We start from the raw sequence: 20,180 nt of genomic DNA on the forward strand, positions 1-20,180 counted from the left end.
TCTGCCGGGCCTTCCTCGCCCGCACCGTCAACTCGTCGGCGAGGCGGAGAAGTCGCATGCCCGGCCTCCGCAGACGATGCCTCGATCGGCAGATGATCGGTCCTTGTCGAGCGCACCATGGCCACCAGCTTTGCCGTTCTGATCAGCCAGCAGCGGGTCCGTCACGTTCAACGCCACGGCCGAAGGCCCTGAACAGGGCATACTCCCTGGTCAGAGCCCTGGCGGCGGACGAGGCGGCCGGTACGCCGGGTTCAGCTGCCGGGCGTGAGCTCGAGCGTGTCGAGCACTCCGTACACCCCGAGGAAGGTGATCGCCACGCTGCTGAGGACGAGGGCGGCGGTCAGCCAGGGGTTGGCGCGGAAGCGGGGCGGGACGCCGGTGTAGCGCAGGCGCCAGACCGCGACGACGACGGCGAGCAGGAAGATGCCACCGCCGATGCCGCCGATCTGCACCATCAGGACCGGGGACTGCACCCACAGGAAGATGCACATCCACACCGGAGGCAGACAGCAGGTGAGGATGCGGATGGTGCGTGTGCGGGCGCGCATGTCGTGCCAGTCGACCACTCCGAGCAGCCCGAGGGTGTTGGTCCACAGGCGGGGAACGCTGGCCGAGGAGGCGACGGTGACCGAGAAGAGGACGGCGATCGCGCCCGCCAGGAACAGGTACTCCGCCCATGGGCCGAGCGTGTCGGTGTAGATGTGCGACAGCGTGGTGATCATGTCGTTGCCCTCGGGCACCAGGCCCTGCGGGTGGAGCACCGAGGCGCCGATCACGTAGAAGGACAGGGTGCAGATCGTGCACACGACCCAGGAGACGCCCACGTCGAGCCGCATGACCTTGAGCCAGCCCTCGGCCCGCCGGGCGCGCTGCTCGCTGCCGTCGTCGGGGCCGGTCCAGCGGGCGTAGCCCTTCTCCAGGCACCAGTAGGTGTACGTCGTCATCTCGTCGGCGCCGACACCGGTGATGCCGAACATGGCGAGCGCGATGCCGACCGTGCCCGCGGGGATCTCGAAGCTCAGTCCGCCGGCGAGCTGCTCGGTGCCGTACCCGAAGGCGGTGAACGGCAGGGCGAGGGCCAGGCCGAACGTGATGATCGTCTTGAGGGTGATGCCCACGATCTCGACCCGCTCGACGACGGGGTACTTGCCCGTCTGCAGGATGAGGATGGCGGCGCCGGTCACGATGAGGGCCCAGATCGTCAGCGAGGACGTGCTCAGCGACGCGCCGTGGATCGGCAGCAGGATCGAGCAGGCGGCCGCCGTGCCGCCGATGATGCCGCCGCGCTGGAACATCTTGGCGAAGTCCATGCCGATCCAGAGCCAGTTGATCCAGCTCAGCCGGCCGATCCGGGGGCCGACATCGCGGAAGCCGTCGAGCGCGGGCCGGCCGTTGAGGATGGTCCAGCGGGCCAGCTCCATCTGCACCCACACCTTGACCGCGGTCGAGACGATCACCAGCCACAGCAGGGCGAATCCGGCCTTCGCACCGAGCGAGGTGGTGGTGATCAGCTCGCCGGAGCCGACGACGGCGGCGGACAGCACGAGCCCGGGACCGAGGTGGCGCAGTCGGCCGCGGAAGGTCTCGGGGGCCGGGCGGGCGTCTTCGGCGCGCAGCGCGTACGGGTCGGTCTGCGCGGGTGGCGGCGCCGCCGTGGCGCCGTCGGTCGTGGTGGACATATCGGTCCTTAGAGGATCTTCCGGCGTCGTCGCCGGTATCCGGAATGGGGACTGGGGTCGCGTGGGGGGCGTGTCGTGGTGCCGTGTGCCGTGGTGCTCAGCGCGCTGGGTGGTGCGGCTCCTCACCCGCCAGTACGCGGACGATGTCCTCGGCCACCATCGCGCCCATGACCTGGTTGGCCTCGGGCGTGCAGGCGGCCATGTGGGAGGTGAGGACGGTGCGCGGGGCCACGCGCAGCGGGTGGCCGGCGGGCAGCGGTTCGGTGCCGAACGCGTCGAGGGCCGCGGCCCCGAGGTGCCCGGAGCCGAGCAGGTCGGCGAGCGCGCGTTCATCGACGAGGCCGCCGCGCGCGGCGTTGACCAGGATCGCGCCCGGTTTCATCGCCGCCAGGCGGGAGCGGTCGAGCAGCGGGGTGCCGGACGGGTCGGGCGGGGTGTGCAGGCTGACGGCGTCGGCGCGCTCCAGCAGGGCGTCGAGCGCGGCCGGTTCGGCGCCGTGCGCGCGGATGTCGGCCTCGGAGACGTACGGGTCGTGAGCGAGCAGGTCCATCCCGAAGGCGCGGGCGTAGCCGGCGAGCAGGCGGCCGATGCGGCCGAAGCCGACGATGCCCAGCGTCTTGCCGTGCAGTTCGGGGCCGAACAGCTTCGGCCAGTCGCCCGCCGCCACGGCGGTGTGCGAGGCGGTCAGGGAGCGGCTCGCGGACAGCAGCAGGCCGAAGGTGTACTCCGCCACCGCACGCGAGTTGCTGCCCGGCGCGCACACCACGGGTATCGCGCGCGCGTGGGCGGCGGCCACGTCGATGGTGTCGACGCCGACACCGTGCTTGGCGATCACCTTGAGGCGGGGCGCGGCATCCATCACCTCGGCGGTGATCGGGTCCATGCCGACGATCAGCGCATCCGCTTCGGCCGCGTACTGAAGGAGTTCGGCGGTGGGCAGCGCCGCGTCCTCGCGGGGGCGCAGCGGGCCCGCTCCGGCCTCCTCCAGGATTCGCCAGGGCCGCGCCGAATGCCGGGCGAAGGTGGGTGTCGTGATGAGCGTGGTCGGCATCAGCGGGCCTCGCCGCGCGCCGCCCGGAGGTGGGACGTCGCGATCTGCTGCAGGTGCACGACGTCGGCCGCGACCGTCGCGAACGTGAATCCCTCGGCGAGGCGACGGGCGGCGCTCTCGCCGTCGGCGTTGTGAATGCCGGCCGCGATGCCCACCGCCTCGGCCGCCTTGCGGACGCGGGCGAGGGCTTGCTCGAACTCGTCCTGTACGGAAGGGTCGGTGGACGTCGCGCCGCCGATGGCCAGGCGCAGATCGGACGGGCCGACATAGACACCGTCCAGGCCGGGGGTCGCGCAGATCTCCTCGAGGTTGGCCAGGCCGTCGGCCGTCTCAATCATCGCGAGGACGGCGGTCTGATCGTGCGTGTCGGCCGGGTTCGGGCCGATGCGGAGCTGGGCGCGCATCGGGCCGTACGAGCGGCGGCCCAGCGGCGGGTAGCGGACGGCGGCCACGGCGTCGGCGGCGTCCTGGGCGTTGTCGATCATCGGGACGATCACGGCGCTCGCCCCCGCGTCGAGCGCCTTGCCGATGTAGGTGAGGTCATTGGCCTCGACGCGCACCATCCCGACGGCGGTGCTGCCCTTGGTGTCGGTGGCGAGGAGGTTGTTCAGCATGCCCTGGTAGCCGAAGAGCCCGTGCTGGGCGTCGAAGGCCAGGTAGTCGTACCCGACGCGGGCGAGGCGCTCGGCGGCGATCGGCGAGTCGAGCAGCGACCAGTAGCCGATGAGCTGCTCGCGATCGCGCAGTGCGGCGATGAACTGGGCGGAGGTGCGGCCGGTGGCCATGTGTGTGTCTCCCTTGCGACGTTGCGGGGTGGGCGGCGGGGTCAGCGGTTGTAGGCGGGCATCGGGCCGCGCAGCCGGGCGCCGACCTCGTCGCAGGCGGCCAGGACGTCCGCGGGCAGCGGGCCCGCGGACGCGGCGGCGATGTTGGCCTTCAGGTGCTCGACCTTGGAGCCGCCGAGCAGCAGCGCGTCGGTGGAGGGCCGGGACAGCAGCCAGCGCAGGGCCAGGTCGGTCAGCGGCAGGCCCGCGTCGGAGGCGATGCGGCCGAGGTCGGTGACGGCCTGGAACACCTCCTCGTTCCAGTACCGCTCGCGGTACATCGCGGCCAGCTTGGAGTCGCCGAAGCGCCCGCCCGCCGGGACCCGCTCGAAGCGGTGGCGGCCGGTGAGCAGACCGCCGCCGAGCGGGTTGTAGACCACCGTGCGCAGTCCGCTGCTGGAGGCGAATTCGACGTACTCCTCCTCGATGCGGCGCGCGAGCAGGTTGTGGAGCTGCTGGGCGACGACGGGGCGGGGGCCGCCGACCTCGTCGGCCACGCGGTTCAGCTCGGCGATCTGCCAGGCGGCGAAGTTGGAGACGCCGAGGGCGAGGACCTTGCCGGCCTGGACGAACTCGGCGATGGTCGCCAGGGTCGCGCTGAGCGGTGTCCCGCGGTCCGGCTGGTGCAGGTAGAAGAGGTCGACATGGTCGGTGCCCAGGCGCCTGAGGCTCCCGTCGAGCGCGGCGCGCAGGCCCTCGGGTGAGAGCGGCGCGTGCTCGCCCTGGTCGGGGTGCGGGATGCCGGCCTTGGTGGCGAGGACCACCCGGTCGCGGCGGCCGGGCAGCAGCTCGGCGAGGATGCGCTCGCTCTCGCCGCCCGCGTAGCCGTTGGCGGTGTCCACGCCGGTGATGCCCGCGTCGAGCGCGGCGTCCACCATCGCGGCGGCCGTCGCGCGGTCGGCGGTGTCGCCGAAGGTCATCGTCCCGAGGACGAGAGGGGACAGCGGGACAGGCACATGCGGGAGTGCGAGACCGACGGTCACGGGCGGGTTCCTTCCGAGGCGGGTGGTGCGTGGTGCGGGTAGTGCGTGGTGTCGGGTGGTGCGTGGTGCGGGTGGTGCGGGTGGTGCAGGTGAGGCGGGGTGGTGCGGTCGTTCTCGTAGGCGATCACATGCGCGATGTGCGCATCGCACGTGGCGCCGTGCGGCCACGCGGCCTCGACCGGTCGCCGCGGTGGTTCCCGGCGACGCGCCGCGCGGCGGCCGAGTGCGGTGCGATGCGTTGCGATCTGCTGGGTAAGCCGGTCCGCGTCGCGCCCACGACGGCGACGCGGCCCACGGGTGACGGCCATCGGCGCCATGGGAACGCTCGCACGGTTGCGTAAATCACGCAAGATGTCTCGCGCAGTTCACGCAGCTTATGTCATGATCCTCACTGGGCCTGACCGTGTTGTCCATCGACGGTGCCGGGGATCCGCCGCCGCGCATCGCTGTCGCGCCGCGGCCCCGTCCGGCTGCCTCCACGGCAGCCACCCGAACCTCACCGTCCGTCTCCTGCCGTCCGCCCCCGCCTCCCGCCTAGGAGTTGTTCACATGCCCACCCCCCTCCCCCTCATCGCCGTCACCATGGGCGACGGTGCCGGCATCGGCCCCGAGGTCGTCGTCGCGGCCCTGCTCGACGACGCCGTCCTGACCCGCTGCCGCCCCGTCGTCATCGGTGACGCGCGGCGGCTGCGCGAGGCCGCCCGCGTCCTCGGTCTGGACTGCGAGATCGCGGCCGTCGACCACCCGCGCGCCGCCGAGTTCGCACCCGGCCGCGTGAACGTCGTCGACCTCGGACTGCTCCCCGCCGACCTGCCCTGGGGCAAGCTGTCGCCGGTCGCGGGGGGCGCCGCGTACGCGTACATCGAGCGCGCCGCCGAACTCGCCGTGGCGGGCGAGGTGCACGCCATCTGCACCGCACCGCTCAACAAGGAGGCGCTGCACGCCGCGGGCCACCTCTACCCCGGCCACACCGAACTCCTCGCCCACCTGACCGGGACCGAGGAGGTCTCGATGATGCTCTCCACCGAGAAGGTGAAGGTCATCCACGTCACCACGCACATCGGCCTGATCGACGCCGTCCACCGCATCGAGCCCGGCCTCGTCGAGCGCACCGTGCGCCGCGGCCACGAGGCGATGGTCCGCGCCGGCACCCCCGACCCCGTCATCGGTGTCTGCGGCATCAATCCGCACGCGGGCGAGAACGGCCTGTTCGGCTACGGCGAGGAGGACGAGAAGATCGTCCCGGCCCTGGAGAAGCTGCGTGCCTCCGGCGTCGACGCCCGGGGTCCGCTCCCCGCCGACACCGCCTTCTTCCTCGCGTCACGCGGCGACTACGACCTGATCGTGGCGATGTACCACGATCAGGGCCACGGCCCGGTCAAGGTCCTGGGCATCGAGGCGGGTGTCAACCTCACCGTGGGCCTGCCCGTCATCCGTACCTCCGTCGACCACGGCACCGCCTTCGACATCGCCGGAACGGGCACGGCGGAGGCGGGCAGCATGGTGGAGGCGCTGCGCCAGGCGGCCGAAATGGCCACGGTGCCGGTCACCCCAGCGCCCTGAACCGCCGCCTCCGGCAGGGGGCTCGGGTCAGCGGGCGACCGGTGACCGGAGCCGGTCGGTGTGCCGCTCGGACACTGAACTCCACGTAGTGGTCGAGGTTTCTCGCGAAGGCGGCTTGAGCCGACCGAACCGGTCGACCGCCACGTCCGTCAACCGCTCGAGGTCCTCGCGGCGCGTCACGTCGATGACCGCGACGGCCGCGACGCCTTCCGGGGCGGGTGCAACTCGATGGTGAGTGAGGCGGCGGTGAAGACGGAGGAGTAGGTGCCGACCGCCAGGCCGATGAGGAGGGCGAGGGCGAAGTCGGCGAGGGTGTCGCCCGCGAGGACGGCGAGGGCGGTGAGGATGAATGCCGCGCCCATGCCGGTGTTGACGGTACGGGGCAGGGTCTGCAGGATCGCCTGGTTCGTCAGGCGGGGAAGCGGTGTGGTGCGGTCGCGGCCGAGCAGTTCGCGGACGCGGTCGAAGAGGACGACGGAGTCGTTGACCGAGTAGCCGATGACGGTCAGCAGGGCGGCCAGGAAGACCCCGTCGATGGGCTTGCCGAGCCAGGCGAAGGCGCCGATGAGGATCGCCACGTCGTGGGCGAGCGCGACGACGGCCGCCGTGCCGAAGAACCAGCGGAAGCGGACCGCGAGATACAGCAGTTGGGCGCCCAGTGCGAGGGAGAGGGCGATGAGGGCGTTGCGGCGCAGTTCGTCGCCCATGCTGGGGCCGATCAGTTCGTCGCGGACCTTCTTCGTCCCGCCGCCGAGGGCGCTGATGGATTCGGTGACGGTGGCCTCGTCGGTGTTGGTCAGGTGCTCCGCGCGCACCGTGAGCCCGGTGTCGCCGGAGGACTGCACGACCGCGCGGGGGAACCCGGCGTCGGTGAGGGCGGTGCGGGCCCGGTCGGGGTCGACGGGGGTGCTGGTGGCGTACTCGATCAGCCGGCCGCCGGTGAACTCGATGCCGAAGTCCAGGCCGCGGACGAGGATGCCCGATGCGGCCACGACGGCGAGTGCGGCGGAAGCGGCCAGCCAGCGGCGGGGACGGCGCAGCAGGAACGGGTCGCGGCGCAGCAGCCGGTCGCGGACCCATCCGGTGCTCGCGATGCCGGTGACGCGGGGCCGACGGCGGACCGCGGGGCGGCCCACCGCGTACTCGGCGAGCACCCGGCTGATCACCAGGGCGCTGACCATCGAGGCGAGGACGCCGATGGCCAGGGTGATGCCGAAGCCGCGTACCGGGCCGGAGGCGAAGGCGAACAGGAGGGCCGCGGCGATCAGTGTCGTGATGTTGGAGTCGGCGATCGCGCTGAGGGCACCGCGGAACCCGGCCGTCACCGCCGAGCGGGGGCTGGGGCGGCTGCGGGCCGCGCACTCTTCGCGGGCGCGTTCGAAGACCAGGACGTTGGCGTCCACGGCCATGCCGATCGCCAGGACGAACCCGGCGAGGCCCGGCAGGGTCAACGTGGCGCCGAGCGCGGCCAGGGCGGCGTAGGAGATGAGGCCGTAGCAGGCCAGGGCCGCGGTCGCGAGCAGGCCCAGGAGCCGGTAGACGACGATGATGAACAGTGCGGTCAGCGCGGTGCCGATGACGGCGGCCCAGGCCGCTGCCTCGATCGCCGCATCGCCGAGCGTGGCGCCGATGGTGCGCTGTTCGACGGTCTCGACCGGTACGGGCAGGGCGCCGCCGGAAATGAGCAGGGCCAGTTCGCGGGCTTCGGTGTCGTCGAAGGAGCCGGTGATCTGGGTGGTGCCGCCCGGGATGCCGGTCCCGCACGGTACGGAGGGGTCGACCTGCGGCGAGGAGATGATCTTGTTGTCGAGGACGATGGCGACCCGGCGCTGCGGGTCGCCGGCCGGGTGACAGGCGGCCCGCGCGGTGACCTGCCGCCATCGGTCCTGGCCGGCTTTGGAGAAGTCGACCGTGACGTGCCAGCCCGCACCGCCCTGCTGGTCGAAGCGTGCGTCGGCGCCTTCGACGTCCCGCCCGGTCAGATCGGCGGCCCGCAGTCGCAGGGGCTGTCCGGACTCGTCCGGCAGCACGCGCTCCTTGGCCGGATCGGCCGGTGAGGAGGTGGCGCCGTCGGCGGTCCGGGCCGTGCCGAGGACCGCGTGGACGGTGAGCTGCGCGGTGCGGCCCAGCACGTCGGCGGCCTTCTTCGGGTCAGACACGCCGGGCAGTTCGACGAGGATGCGGTGGTCGCCGGAGCGGACGAGGGTCGGTTCGGCGACGCCGAGCGCGTCGACGCGGCCGCGCAGCACCTCCATGGTGCGGTCGGTGGCCGCGGCGTCGGCTTCGGTGGTGGGGGTGGAGCGGGTTTCCAGCATGATCTGGGTGCCGCCGCGCAGGTCGAGGCCGAGGCGGACCGGCGTGGTGAGGGCGATGGCCAGCGATCCGGCGATCACGGCGAGGGCGAGTAGCGCACGCGCGCGCAGGGACTTGTCACGCTGGTTCTTGTTACTCCTTTTGTTCCAGTTACTCCGTTTGTTCCAGCTCTTTCGGCTGTTCCGGCGTTTCAACACGAGCCTCCGGCAGGCACGTCGCGGCAGCGGCACGCGCGGCCGCGACGGAGGAAAGGGTGATCGGTCGCGTCAGGTGCCCGCGGGCGCCGGAGGGGCCCGGCCGCGGTCATGGACCGATCGGCCGGGAGAGACGGGTACGCACGCGAAAGGCGCTGAGGCACGGGCACCGACAGCCGGGGCGGCGTCCGTATCACGGGGGCCGGCGGCGTGATGATCCGGTGGGCACGGGCGCTCACGCTCACCGAGGTGGTCGTGCCGGACCCTGGCCTGGGCCGGGCAGCCCGCGGCACACGGGTCATCCGCGCGGGGACCGGTGTCCGGGCGCTCGGCGCCCGTGGCCGCCGAGGCCGGATGGGGCACCGGACCGGAAGCGGCGCGCGCGGTGTCGGCGGGAACCAACGCCAGCAGGACGGCGAGGAACGCGATGAGCGTTCCCGCGAGCCGGTGCCGGGCGGTCGGGACGGTGCGGGGTGCTGGACGCATGCACCGTCCCCTTCCTGCTGGTGCTCGACTTCCGGCTGGGTGCTCGACGCGGGGTACCGGTCCGGGGCTCCGGCCGAGGAGTGGACGACCGGGGCCCCGGTCGCTGGTGAGGGGCGGGGCGGGCGTCAGGGCTCGATGAGACCGGCGCGGATCGCGTACCGGGTCAGCTCCAGCCGGTCGTGCAGACCGAGTTTGTGCAGGAGGTTGGCCCGGTGTCGGTGCACGGTCTTGACGCTGATGAAGAGGATCTCGGCGATCTCCTTGGAGGAGTGCCCTTCGGCGACGAGTTTGAGGACCTCCTCCTCGCGGGGGGTGAGGAGCTGGTCGGGGTCTTCCTCGCCGTGGCGGACGCGGTCCAGGTAGTTGCGGATGAGGGCGGTGACCGCGCCGGGGTAGAGGAACGGCTCGTTGCGCATCGCGGCCCGGCAGGCAGCGACCAGATCGCGGTCGGCGACCGACTTCAGCACATAGCCACAGGCCCCGGCCTTGAGTGCCTGGAACAGGTATTGCTCGTTGTCGTGCATCGTCAGCATCAGGATGCGCAGGCCCGGCTTGAGCGCCACCAGCTCGCGGGTGGCCTGGAGGCCGGTGAGGCGCGGCATGGCGATGTCGAGCACGGCCAGGTCGATCTCCTGGCTCCGGGCCGCCTCGATGGCCTCGGCGCCGTCCCCGGCCTCGGCGACGACCTCCAGGTCGGGTTCCCTGTCGAGGATCAGGCGCACCCCGCGGCGTACGAGAGCGTGGTCGTCGGCGAGCAGGATGCGGATCGGCGTCGCGGTCGTGGGAGACGGTGCCGAGGCCGTGGTGGGTCCGGGCGGGGTCGGATCGGGCATGGTCAGAGCTGCTTCCTGGGGGCGGGTGTGGTGAGGCGGATCCGGGTACCGGTGCCGGGCGTCGAGGTGATGTCCAGGGTGGCTCCGGCGAGCAGGGCCCGTTCGCGCATGCCGCGGATCCCGGCGCCTTCGCAGGCGGCCTCGATGCCGCGGCCGTCGTCGGCGATCTCCAGCACCACCGCCTCGCCGACGCGGTGCAGGCTCACCTCGACCTGCCGCGCGTCCGCATGGCGGGCCGCGTTGGTCAGGCTCTCCTGAGCCACCCGGTACAGCACGAGCTCGCTCTCCTGGTCGAGGGTGGGCAGGTCGGCATCGAGGCGGCGCACGACGCGCAGCCCGGTATGGGTGGCGAAGTCCTGCGTGAGCGAGGTCAGCGCGCTGACCAGGCCCAGGTCGTCCAGGACACCGGGCCGCAGGCGGCGCACCAGGCGGCGGACCTCGTCCAGGCTCTCCCGGGTGATCTCCTGGGCCTGCTGGAGGTCCTCGCGCAGCGGCTCGGGGGCGTCGTCCGCGGCACGCCCCAGCACCAGCAGGATCGCGGTCATGCTCTGCCCGACCTCGTCGTGCAGTTCCTGGGCGATGCGGCGGCGTTCCGCCTCCTGGGCGAGCAGGACCCGGGCGCTGGACGTGGCGCGTTCGTGCTCCAGCCGGTCGAGCATGGCGTTGAAGGTGCGGATCAGCTCGGACACCTCGCTGCCGCCGCCGGCGCCGGGCACGGGCAGCCGCTGGCCCGGGCGCAGCAGGTCGACGGTGGTCATCAGCCTGGTCAGCCGGTCCAGCGGGGCCAGGCCCCAGCGCAGCAGGGTGCCGTTGGCCACCAGCATGACGGCGAGACCGCCGACCAGGATGATCGCCTCGGTCAGCAGCACCGGCACGGAGACGGTCACCGGCGCCCACAGCAGCAGCGCCGTGGCGGTGCCCAGCACCAGGGCGTTGAGCCCGAAGATCCGCCAGAACAGCGACACCGGGAAAACTCCTCCTTCTGCGCTCCGAGTGTGATCAGCTCTACTCTCGCTCATCGCACCCCGGGCGGAGCCGCCGGCTGATCACGACCGAGCCTGACACAGCCTGCCTCCCGCACCGCGCGCGGTCGATGGGGTCCGTTCCCCATATCCGAGGTCATCGGGTACCCATGCGCCGTCCCCCGCCATCGCCCTGTGGTCACCGCCGTCCCGGGCAAATGGGGTCCGCGCCCGATGGGCTTTCGACGGCGAGTCGAGCAGAGTCGAAGGTGATCGAGCCGTCCGGTACGGCCGGTGCCCGCGGTCGTGGAGACCGCGGCCGGCGGAACCGGGCGGCCGCTGCCGCGCGTAACGCGCTTTTCGGGAAAGGACCTCATCGTGCCGCTCGACACCACCCGGACCGGCCCCCGACCCGGGCGGCTGACCTCTCATGAGGCCCGCCAGCGCCTCGAACACGCCCGCAACAGCCGTCTGGCCCAGCTGCGGGCCCTCGACGAGAGCGCCCAGAGCACGGACGCCCATCTGGTGTCCGCGCAGACGGAGGCGATCCGGCGAGTCCTCACCGAGATCGACGAGGCGTTCGCCCGCGTCGACGACGGCGCCTACGGCACCTGCCAGGGCTGCGCCAAGCCCGTCCCCGCCGAACGCCTGGAGATCCTCCCCTACACCCGGTACTGCGTCGCCTGCCAGGGCCGCGCCACCGCCTGACCTGCCCCATCCGACCCGTCTTCGTCTCCGCCCTGCTCAAAGGGGTGAATGGTGAACCACCAGACCATCGGCGACCCCGCCACGCACCTGTCGTCCGAGGACCTTGCCGCGCTGCGGGAGAACCTGCGCGAACAGCGCCTCTTCCGCCAGGAACAGCTTCGGCAGATCGCCGCGCCGCCCCGCGCCGAGGACCTGCTCCGGCGCCGCTCCGCGGCCCAGGCCGAAGTGCACGTCAAAGTCGCCGCCTCCGCGCGCATGGTCCTCGCCGACGTGGAGGCGGCGCTGCGACGCATCGCCGAGGGCCGCTACGGCACGTGCCACCTGTGCCGTCGCCCCGTCGAACGCGAACGCCTGATGATCGTTCCACAGGCCCGCTACTGCGCACGGTGCCAGCAGGTGCGGGAGGCCGGGCGATGACCGTCCTCCGCCGCTTCCGGACCGCCTGCCCCGCCGGGCACCGGCACCGGCCCTGGCCGTCGTGCCGGCACTGCTGCGGCCTCGCCCTCGACCTGGGCAGCGCCCGCACCCGCGCCTGGATCGCCGGCCGCGGCATGGTCCTCGACGTACCCACCATCACCTTCCCCGGTGCCGGGGCGGTGTACCCGATCCAGCGCGGCGCCATCGTCGACGTTCCGGGAACGGCCCGGATGCTCGACCGGCTGCTCAGCCACCGCCTGCCCCGCCTCACCCGACCGCTGGTGGTGGTCACCGCGCCCGTGCTGGGCGGCCCCGCCTACCGGGAACGCGCCCGCGCCGCCGTGGAGGTGCTGCGCCCGCGCGCGGTCCTGACCGTCCCCACCGCACGCGCCATCGCCCTGGCCGCGGACGCCGACCTCTCCCTGCCACTGCTCGTGGTGGACATCGGCGCCCACCTCACCGAAGTGGTCCTCCTCCTCGACGGCCTGGTCTTCGACGCCCGCCGCACCGCCGTGGGCACCACCGACCTCGCGGGCGCCGGCGCCACGGCGGAGATCAGCGAAGCCATCAGCACCATGATCACTTCAATGCTCCGGCAGGACCGCACGTCCCTCACCGCCGAGGCCCTGACCCGGGGAGCCCTGCTGGCCGGCGGCGGCGCCCTGCGCCCCGACCTCACTCACCGGCTCATCGGCGGCACGCACGCGCCTCTGCGGGCCGTTCCGGCACCGCACACCGCGGCGATCCGCGGCGCCGCCAAGATCCTGCGGGCCGCGCACGGCCATCCGTCGGCCAGTGGCACGTCCCCACCCGGGCCCGGCCCGCTTTCCCGCTGACCCCGCCGTCCCACCGGCCGGGGTCTCCTGTACGCCATCCCCCTACGCCAGTTGGCGTCCCGCGACCGCGCCGCCCGCACCCGGTCGCGGTCAGTCCCCTGCCCTGGAAGGAGAACCACCGTGTCCGGCGTGATACCTCCCGCGCAGCCACCCCCCGGCCCACCGCACCACGGGCTCGTGCATCCCCTGTCGCTGTGGCGCTGGCGGCACAATCCGCTGTGCCGGTGCACGGACCGCCTTCAGGGCCGGATCGCTCTGGCGCTGTTGCTGCTCGTGCCGATCCTGGGGCTCGGTGCCATGTTCGCCGTCGGCGACGCCGCCCACCGCCACTACCGCGCGGCCGCCGAGCACCAGCGACAGACCCTGCGCCTCACCACCGCCGTCCTCACCCACGACGCCCCGGATCACCCGGAGCCCGGATCGGCGGAAGCGAGGGAGAACCGCTACCCGGCCACGGTCCGCTTCACCGACCCGAACGGGCAGACCCGCACCGCCGAGACCGATGTCCTGCCCGGGCTGAACGCGGGCAGCTCCGTCGAGGTGTGGGTCGACACGGACGGAGCGATCGCCGAGCCGCCCATGACCACCGAGCAGATCCGCAGCCGCACCATGGGCTGGGCGCTGGTGGCCTTCCTGACCGTGACCCTCGCCGGTGCCGCCGCCTACCGGGTCGCCGCCGTGGTCCTGCGCCGGCGCAATCTCGCCGAGTGGGACACCGAGTGGGCCGAGACCGCGCCACGCTGGACCACGTCCCCCTGAGCCACGGCCCACAGCGGCCGCGCCCCCGGCTCAAGAAGCCTTGACCATGGGCCAGGAGCGCGGTTCCGACGCTGGTGACACGTCAGCCGCGGAGGGGACCCTCGCAGGTGTAGTCCGATGTGCCCGCGCGCTGGTTGGACCAGATGTCCACCTCGCCGAACCAGCAGTTCATGTCGGTCAGGTTGTTGTCGCCGCCCGCGGCCCGGTCGAGGATGAAGTAGTCGACCGTCTCGGACATGTCCTCGAAGACCGCGTCCGGGTCGCCGGCATTGGTCAGGTTCGCGGTGATCCGGCCGGTGCAGACGAACCGGGGACGCTCCGGCGCGCCGGTGGCACGGCAGTTCGGGTCGGACGCGGTCATCGCGGTGAAGGAGGAGCGAATCTGGTCGGCCGAGGTGTCACGGAGCTCACCCGGGGGCGTGTAGGTGGTGTGCGGCACGTACAAGTCGCCGACGTGGGCGATCTGTTGGTCGAGGAAGTGGTCGTACGCGCTCTGCAGCCCCGCGTCCCCGCCGAGTCGGTCGCGCCAGGCATCGTAGGCCGCCGGGTCGTCGGAGCGCAGGTCGCGGTACATCTCCCGCAGGAGGGAGGGGTGTTCGGCCCACAGAAACTCGAAGAACGTGCCCGCGTAGTCGTAGAAGCGGAAGCCGTCGCCGTCGTACGTCGCGTGCAGGAGCTGGTGCACGGTCATGCGCGGCCCGCCGCCGGCCGTGTCGTCGATGATCCCCTGAACCAGGGACTTGCGGACCCGGATGCCGTCGTCGCGGGTGGCGCCGTCGAAGAACTCGGCAGTGCCCTCGTCCATCGCGGTGGTCCGGTCGCCCTCGTACCAGGGGCCCTCGCCGAAGAGTCCGGGCACCGCCCAGCGTCCGTTGAGGTAGTGGGTGTACTCGTGGCGGAACAACTCCTCCAGGGTCAGTGTGGAGTCCTGCGGGACGCGACGCTGGTACGTGTAGAAGGTCGCCCCCCTCTCGATGTAGACGCCGCCGTTGTTGGTGTCCATGCCGGTGAGCAGCGGATGGAAGTTCTCGTAGTCGGCGCGGGAACCGTACAGGACGACGTGCAGCGTGGGGTTGGCGTCGCCCGCGAGGGGCGTCTCCGTGCCGAGCACACGGTGGAACTGCGCCTTGACCCGCTTGCTCGCGTAAGTGAGCTGGTCGACGGTGTCCCGGTTGAGGGCGGTGCGGACCTGGATGCCGTCGGTGTCGTCGGTGCCGTAGGTGTACGTGTACGGGAAGAGACGCTTCTCGACGTCGTCCTTGCACACGTGGTACGGGGCGCAGGCTTCGAACACCCCCAGCCAGGTGGCGACCTTCGCCCAGGGTGCGCTGCTGTCCCCGAAGTTGCGGGCAGTGGTGTCCAGGAGGTTGCCGAGGCCCGAGACGATCTCGTCGCGGAGCCCTTCGATCTGGCCGAAGCGGCCGTACTCGCTCAGTGCGTCGCGTATCACCCAGGCGTTGGGCCCGTCCGTGAGGTGGGTGTGGTCGGCGAAGGAGCTGAAGGTCGCCCGGTACGAGGGGTCGGCCGTCACCGCGGCGTGGAAGGCGGCGTCCTTGTTGCCGGGATACACGCCGAGGTAGTTCACGGTGAGCGCGGCGAGGGCGGCACCGCCCCAGGAGGTGTCCTGGGCGGTATCGGGGTGCTGGGCGTCCATGGTGGCCAGAACCCGCTTGATCAGGGACAGTTGGTGCTGACGCAGGCCGGGGGCGGAGGCCGCGTCGAGGGCTTCGCGCAGGGTCTCGGCGTTGGGCCGGGTGGCGTCGAAGGTACGGGCGGCCGAGCCGAAGGCGTCGACGGCCTCGCGCATGGCGTTGACGGTGGGCGCGTCGGTGATGTCGATCTCGTCGTGCGAGAAGTCCTGGTACGCCACCGCGTGCAGGTAGGTGAACATCTCCAGCAGATGGCTGCCGTCCTTGCCGTCGTGGGAGGCGGCGAGTTGGGTGATGCGGCGGGAGACGGCCTGGACGTGCTCGTCCGACATGACGGGGACGAGTCGCCGGTCCCAGGTCCACAGGATCGAGCGCAGACAGCCGTCGGCGGTGACGGCGGGGTCGGCCAGGAAGTCGGCGAACCGCTCCGGGGACAAACCGGTGACGCCGTCGAGCGTGCAGGGCACGGATGCCGTGCCGAGTGTGGCGCGCGGGGTGACGGCGCGGCCCTGGCTCTTCGGCCCGGGCGTTCGGGTTCCGGGGACGCCGCCATCGGTGAGGCCGCCGGGGGCCGGGACCTTCCGTACCCGGTCCGGGGCCTTGGCCAGGCGGTCGACCCTGTCGAAGGGGTCGGGCGAGGCGGCCGGCCGTAACACCGAAGGCCGCGCGGGGGCGGGGACGGCCGCGTGAGCGGACGGGGTCGCCGTCACGCAGAGCGTCATCGCCGCCAGGGCGGTGAGCAGACTTCCGCGCGTGGATCCGCGCGGGTTTCTCGAGTGGAACACCGTTGGCTCCTGTGGGGAGGTGGCAAGGACTACGGGGCAGCGGTGCTTCTCAGGGCCTGAACTGCCCTGTGCAGGGCTGCGTTCGCGAGCGCAGAACGTGGTGCCATGTGATGCGTAACGTAATAATGTGAAATTGCACAGGGTGCAAGGCCCTCGACGCGAAGGACCGCGGAGAGCTTGTCAAAGGACGGATCACGACGGACCAAGGAGGACCAATGCACGATCCCCTGACCGGCGCACCGCAGACGGCCGGCCATGACCTGCCCGTCTCACCGGAGTTCGAGGTCTTCATGGCGGGTGGCTGGGCGCCGACGCCGCTGCCCGCGGACATCCGACTGGCCGCCGCCGACTTCACCCCCGCTCGCCGCGCCCGGCTGTCCGCCCGCTTCCCGGGCGAGCGGCTGGTCGTCCCCGCGGGAGAGCTGAAGGTCCGCTCGAACGACTGTGACCACCGCTTCCGGCCGCACAGCGCGTACGCCTGGCTCACCGGTCTGACCGGCGAAGAGCAGGCCGGACACGTCCTGGTGCTGGAGCCGGACGGGCCCCACCGGCATGAGGCGGTCCTGTATGTGCGGCCCCGCTCGCCGCGCACCGATGGCGGCTTCTACCGGGACCGGCGCTACGGCGAGTTCTGGGTCGGGCGGCGCCCCGACCTCGACGAGACCGCGCGCATGACCGGCATCCGCTGTGCCGCCATCGGCGACCAGGCGGAGCTGCCGCCGGGCCGCGACGCCACGGCCGACGCCGAACTGTCCGCGGCCTTGAGCGAGTTGAGGCTGGTCAAGGATGCCTGGGAAGCGGGACAGCTACAGCTCGCCGTGGACCATACGGTCGCCGGTTTCGAAGACGTGGTACGCGCCCTGCCGCACGCCCTCGCCCACCCACGCGGCGAGCGCTGGATCGAGGGCGTCTTCGGCCTGCGCGCCCGCGCGGAGGGTAACGGCACCGGCTACGAGACCATCGTGGCGTCCGGTGCCCACGCCTGCGTTCTGCACTGGATACGGAACGACGGGCCCCTGGACGCGCGGAGGTTGCTGCTTCTGGACGCGGGCGTGGAGACGGACAGCCTCTACACCGCCGACATCACGCGCACCCTCCCGCTCTCCGGGCGGTTCTCGCCCGTACAACGGCAGGTGTACGACCTCGTGCTCGCCGCCCAGGACGCGGGCATCGCAGCGCTCAGGCCGGGCGCGAGCTTCCGTGACTTCCACCGGGCCGCGATGCGCGTGATCGCGGAGGGGCTCACCGAATGGGGTGTGCTCAAGAGTCCCGAGGGCGACCTCCACCGTCGCTACACCCTCTGCAGCAGTGGGCACATGCTCGGGCTCGACGTCCACGACTGCGCGCGGGCACGGGCGGAAACCTATCTGGACGGGACGTTGGCGGAGGGTCAGGTGCTGACGGTCGAGCCCGGCCTCTACCTCCAGGCCGACGACGAGACGCTCCCGGACGAACTGCGGGGCATCGGGGTACGCATCGAGGACGACCTGGTCATCACCGCCGAGGGAGCACGGCTGATGTCAGGCGCCCTGCCGCGCACCCCGGACGCGATCGAGGCGTGGATGGGAGAGCTGATCGAGAGTCGCTGAACGAAGGCTTCCAGCCACGGCCCGCGCGAACACGAACATCACGCCTGGGCGTTCCACATTGGTAGCCGTAACCGCGCCTGCACACGGGCACCCGCAAGAACAACACCCGCCAGAACAACATGACATTGTACTCTGGTGATCCTCTCGGCCGTGAGGGCACGGGGCACGAAGGGAACACCAACCGTCATGGGCCACCTCAAGCAGCGCAACCTCATCACCACCAGGGAGCGACTGCGCGACCAGGTGGCCCACGCCCTGCGCGCTGCGCTGATCTCCGGTGAGCTGCGCCCCGGCGAGGTCTACTCGGCACCCGGCCTGGCCGAGGACTTCGGCATCTCCGCGACGCCGGTGCGCGAGGCGATGCTCGACCTGGCTCGCGAGGGCCTCGTCGAACCGGTGCGCAACAAGGGCTTCCGCGTCACCGAGGTCAACGAACGCGACCTCGACCAGTACACCGAGATCCGCGCCCTGATCGAAGTCCCCATGATCGGCCGGATCACCCACAGCGCCGCCCGCGAGGACCTGGAAGCGCTGCGCCCGGTGGCGGAGGACATCGTGCGCGCCGCGCGCGAGCACGACCTCATCGGCTATCTGGAGGCCGACCGTCAGTTCCATCTGTCCCTGCTCGCGCTCGCCGGGAACGACCGGCTCGTCGAAACCGTCGGCGACCTGCGCAAACGCTCACGCCTGTACGGACTGACCACACTGGACGAGCGCGACCAGCTGATCCCGTCCGCCGAAGAGCACATCGAGCTCCTCGATCTGATGGTCGCGGGTGACGCGCTGGGCGCCGAGCAGTGCATGGCCCGCCACCTTGGCCACGTGCGCTCGCTGTGGGCCAAGCCGGGTCATCCCGAGCCGCAGGGCGGATGACCGAGTCGGTGGCGGTGTGCATGGCGTTGACGAAGCCGGTGGCGAACGCCGACAGCAGGGCGCCCAGCACGGCCGTGCCGAGGACACGGCCGATCTGCCGGGTGGTGCTGGAGACGCCGGATCGCGGCGGCGAACTCGGATCCCCAGTTGATCAGCCCCTCGGGTTGGACTGAGTATGGCAACGTGACCGAGACCAGTCGGCCGCTGCGGCGGGCCTGGATCGCGCGGCTTGGCCCGCAGAGTGAGGTCGACCTCGACCGGGCGGCAAGCCCGCGCGCGATCGTCGAGGACGCCGTCGCGCGCATCGGCGCGGGCCCCGTGCGCTGGGCGATCGAACTCAACTCCGTGGTCTTGCGGCGGATCGTCGGCGAGGTGCCGGTCCTCGGCGACAGCCCGGCCGCGGTCGAGATGCTCCGCCGAGGCAATGAAGCGACCACCCTGCGGGCGCTGTTCACTCTGGCGGAAGGCCCGGCGGCCGCCCCGCCCACCGATGAGGCGATCCTGGAGGGCATCCGCGAGTTCGTTCACCGGGCCGTACCGCTCGAGCGGGTGTTGCACGGCGTCCGGGTCGGGCACGCGGCGACGACCGAGGCGTTCCTGCGGGCCTGTGCCGAACTGGTCCACCCGGAGGAGGCGGTCGATGAGGTCACGGCGATCTCCCGCGAGCTGTTCTCCTACGTCGATGAGCTTTCCGACACCATGATCCGCACCTACCTCGTGGAGCACGAGGTGTGGAGCACCAGCGCAGCGGCGGCACGGGCCGACCTCGTGCGCTCCCTGCTGAGTGATGGATCGGCGAGGGACGTGGACGAGGCGTCGCGTGTCCTCGGCTACGACCTGCGGCGGACCCACGAGGCGGTGGTGGTGTGGTCGGACTCGCCGAACGACGGCTCCACGCTACAGGCGGCGGCGATCGAGGTGCTCCGAGCCCGTGGCGCCACCACCACGCTGGTCGTCCCCGTGGCCTCGGGGCGGCTGTGGGCGTGGGGCACCGTACCTCCGGAGGGGACGCAGCCAACCGGTTCATGGGAGCCCCTCACGGAGGCACTGTCCCGGCAGCGGATGCAGGCGGCCTTCGGGGCCCCGGGTTACGGCGTCGCGGGCTTCCGCCGCTCTCACCGCGAGGCCCAGCGCGGGGAGAGGGTCGAGCGGCTGCGGCGCGAGGCCGGACGGGTTCCGAGGTACGCGACCGCGTACGCCGACGTCGCCGCCATCGCGCTGCTGGCCACCGATCTCGACGCGGCCGGCGACTTCGTGCGACGTGAACTCGGCGGGCTCGCCGCCCGCGGCGCGGCGATGGAGGCACTGCGGACCACCCTGTACCACTACATCGGCGCCGAGCGCAGCCTCGTGGACGTCGCCCGGCGCCTGCACGTGGCCAGGGGGACCGTGACCTACCGCGTGAAGCGGGCCCAGGAGGTGCTGGGACACGACCTCGATGACCGCCGCTTCGCCCTCCACACCGCCCTGGCGCTCGCCGAGGAACTGGGGGACGCGGTGCTCCTGCCTCGCGACGTCGAGCGGTGAGCCCGATGGACCGGTCTCGGCTCGGCCCGGCAGACCAACGGGAGAGCGGAATCCTGAGCCGGCAGACCAAGCGGCCGCCCCGGGAGCCGGGGTCTACTTCCTGATGTCGGACGCGGTGACGCACGAGGCCGCGCATCCCGACGGACGGA

General features: G+C 72.0%; 17 protein-coding genes. 8 read left to right on the forward strand and 9 right to left on the reverse strand.

Annotation, left to right across the window (positions count from 1 at the left end):
- Positions 1-251 precede the first annotated feature (251 nt).
- From ACZ6TD_RS03595 to ACZ6TD_RS03615, 5 genes are all read right to left on the reverse strand, one after another.
- Positions 252-1,679, reverse strand: coding sequence for an Nramp family divalent metal transporter (locus ACZ6TD_RS03595; RefSeq protein WP_470003675.1), 1,428 nt, complete (start codon positions 1,677-1,679; stop codon positions 252-254).
- 97 nt (positions 1,680-1,776) lie between these two features.
- Positions 1,777-2,730: a phosphoglycerate dehydrogenase gene (locus ACZ6TD_RS03600; protein ID WP_471350300.1), complete on the reverse strand. Its 954-nt coding sequence runs from the start codon at positions 2,728-2,730 to the stop codon at positions 1,777-1,779.
- The gene (locus ACZ6TD_RS03605; protein ID WP_471350303.1) at positions 2,730-3,515 is read right to left on the reverse strand and encodes an HpcH/HpaI aldolase family protein; all 786 of its coding nucleotides are present in this window, start codon (positions 3,513-3,515) and stop codon (positions 2,730-2,732) included. Before ACZ6TD_RS03605 ends, ACZ6TD_RS03600 begins: the two co-directional genes overlap by 1 nt.
- A gap of 41 nt (positions 3,516-3,556) precedes the next feature.
- Entirely contained in the window at positions 3,557-4,537 is a 981-nt protein-coding gene (locus ACZ6TD_RS03610; protein WP_471350306.1) for an aldo/keto reductase, read from the reverse strand.
- Positions 4,534-4,845, reverse strand: coding sequence for a hypothetical protein (locus tag ACZ6TD_RS03615; RefSeq protein ID WP_471350309.1), 312 nt, complete (start codon positions 4,843-4,845; stop codon positions 4,534-4,536). Before ACZ6TD_RS03615 ends, ACZ6TD_RS03610 begins: the two co-directional genes overlap by 4 nt.
- A 241-nt stretch (positions 4,846-5,086) precedes the next feature.
- On the opposite strand from ACZ6TD_RS03615, the gene pdxA reads away from it, so the two are divergent.
- Complete coding sequence (gene pdxA, locus ACZ6TD_RS03620) at positions 5,087-6,100, forward strand: 4-hydroxythreonine-4-phosphate dehydrogenase PdxA (protein ID WP_471350312.1); 1,014 nt, start codon at positions 5,087-5,089, stop codon at positions 6,098-6,100.
- A gap of 176 nt (positions 6,101-6,276) precedes the next feature.
- On the opposite strand, the gene secD is transcribed toward pdxA, so the two are convergent.
- From secD to ACZ6TD_RS03635, 3 genes are all read right to left on the reverse strand, one after another.
- Entirely contained in the window at positions 6,277-8,493 is a 2,217-nt protein-coding gene (gene secD / locus ACZ6TD_RS03625) for a protein translocase subunit SecD (protein ID WP_471350315.1), read from the reverse strand.
- 725 nt (positions 8,494-9,218) lie between these two features.
- Positions 9,219-9,926: a response regulator gene (locus ACZ6TD_RS03630; RefSeq protein ID WP_471350319.1), complete on the reverse strand. Its 708-nt coding sequence runs from the start codon at positions 9,924-9,926 to the stop codon at positions 9,219-9,221.
- A 2-nt stretch (positions 9,927-9,928) separates the two neighbouring features.
- On the reverse strand, positions 9,929-10,891 hold the full coding sequence (locus ACZ6TD_RS03635; protein WP_471350322.1) for a HAMP domain-containing sensor histidine kinase: 963 nt from the start codon (positions 10,889-10,891) through the stop codon (positions 9,929-9,931).
- A gap of 375 nt (positions 10,892-11,266) precedes the next feature.
- Here ACZ6TD_RS03635 and ACZ6TD_RS03640 point away from each other — a divergent pair, with 375 nt between their 5' ends.
- The 4 genes from ACZ6TD_RS03640 to ACZ6TD_RS03655 all read left to right on the forward strand — a co-directional run bounded on the left by ACZ6TD_RS03640 (position 11,267) and on the right by ACZ6TD_RS03655 (position 13,608).
- Complete coding sequence (locus ACZ6TD_RS03640; protein ID WP_471350325.1) at positions 11,267-11,596, forward strand: TraR/DksA family transcriptional regulator; 330 nt, start codon at positions 11,267-11,269, stop codon at positions 11,594-11,596.
- A 48-nt stretch (positions 11,597-11,644) separates the two neighbouring features.
- The gene (locus tag ACZ6TD_RS03645; protein WP_471350328.1) at positions 11,645-12,013 is read left to right on the forward strand and encodes a TraR/DksA family transcriptional regulator; all 369 of its coding nucleotides are present in this window, start codon (positions 11,645-11,647) and stop codon (positions 12,011-12,013) included.
- On the forward strand, positions 12,010-12,849 hold the full coding sequence (locus ACZ6TD_RS03650) for a rod shape-determining protein (protein ID WP_471350332.1): 840 nt from the start codon (positions 12,010-12,012) through the stop codon (positions 12,847-12,849). The genes ACZ6TD_RS03645 and ACZ6TD_RS03650 overlap by 4 nt, the downstream gene beginning before the upstream one ends.
- 177 nt (positions 12,850-13,026) lie before the next feature.
- Entirely contained in the window at positions 13,027-13,608 is a 582-nt protein-coding gene (locus ACZ6TD_RS03655) for an Rv1733c family protein (protein ID WP_471350336.1), read from the forward strand.
- 82 nt (positions 13,609-13,690) lie between these two features.
- Here the strand turns inward: ACZ6TD_RS03655 and ACZ6TD_RS03660 are convergent, their stop codons facing one another.
- A complete protein-coding gene (locus ACZ6TD_RS03660; protein ID WP_471350339.1) occupies positions 13,691-16,042 on the reverse strand; it encodes a collagenase in 2,352 nt (783 codons plus the stop codon).
- 215 nt (positions 16,043-16,257) lie between these two features.
- Between ACZ6TD_RS03660 and ACZ6TD_RS03665 the strand changes: the two genes are divergently transcribed.
- The 3 genes from ACZ6TD_RS03665 (at position 16,258) to ACZ6TD_RS03675 (ending at position 20,031) form a co-directional block, all read left to right on the forward strand.
- Positions 16,258-17,631 (forward strand): aminopeptidase P family protein, encoded by a 1,374-nt coding sequence (locus tag ACZ6TD_RS03665; RefSeq protein ID WP_471350342.1) that lies wholly within the window; start codon positions 16,258-16,260, stop codon positions 17,629-17,631.
- A 186-nt stretch (positions 17,632-17,817) separates the two neighbouring features.
- A complete protein-coding gene (locus ACZ6TD_RS03670) occupies positions 17,818-18,504 on the forward strand; it encodes a GntR family transcriptional regulator (RefSeq protein WP_471350346.1) in 687 nt (228 codons plus the stop codon).
- Positions 18,505-18,687: 183 nt separating this feature from the next.
- Positions 18,688-20,031 (forward strand): PucR family transcriptional regulator, encoded by a 1,344-nt coding sequence (locus ACZ6TD_RS03675; protein WP_471350352.1) that lies wholly within the window; start codon positions 18,688-18,690, stop codon positions 20,029-20,031.
- Positions 20,032-20,180 lie beyond the last annotated feature (149 nt).

The sequence above is a fragment of the Streptomyces yongxingensis genome (genome assembly GCF_055597465.1).

Excerpts from the sequence above, each read along its gene's own strand:
- ACZ6TD_RS03630 (WP_471350319.1), bottom strand. The coding sequence starts at position 9,926 with ATGCCCGATCCGACCCCGCCCGGACCCACCACGGCCTCGGCACCGTCT.
- ACZ6TD_RS03615 (WP_471350309.1), bottom strand. The coding sequence starts at position 4,845 with ATGGCCGTCACCCGTGGGCCGCGTCGCCGTCGTGGGCGCGACGCGGAC.
- ACZ6TD_RS03600 (WP_471350300.1), bottom strand. The coding sequence starts at position 2,730 with ATGCCGACCACGCTCATCACGACACCCACCTTCGCCCGGCATTCGGCG.
- ACZ6TD_RS03645 (WP_471350328.1), top strand. The coding sequence starts at position 11,645 with ATGGTGAACCACCAGACCATCGGCGACCCCGCCACGCACCTGTCGTCC.
- pdxA (WP_471350312.1), top strand. The coding sequence starts at position 5,087 with ATGCCCACCCCCCTCCCCCTCATCGCCGTCACCATGGGCGACGGTGCC.
- ACZ6TD_RS03605 (WP_471350303.1), bottom strand. The coding sequence starts at position 3,515 with ATGGCCACCGGCCGCACCTCCGCCCAGTTCATCGCCGCACTGCGCGAT.
- ACZ6TD_RS03650 (WP_471350332.1), top strand. The coding sequence starts at position 12,010 with ATGACCGTCCTCCGCCGCTTCCGGACCGCCTGCCCCGCCGGGCACCGG.
- ACZ6TD_RS03665 (WP_471350342.1), top strand. The coding sequence starts at position 16,258 with ATGCACGATCCCCTGACCGGCGCACCGCAGACGGCCGGCCATGACCTG.
- ACZ6TD_RS03670 (WP_471350346.1), top strand. The coding sequence starts at position 17,818 with ATGGGCCACCTCAAGCAGCGCAACCTCATCACCACCAGGGAGCGACTG.
- ACZ6TD_RS03595 (WP_470003675.1), bottom strand. The coding sequence starts at position 1,679 with ATGTCCACCACGACCGACGGCGCCACGGCGGCGCCGCCACCCGCGCAG.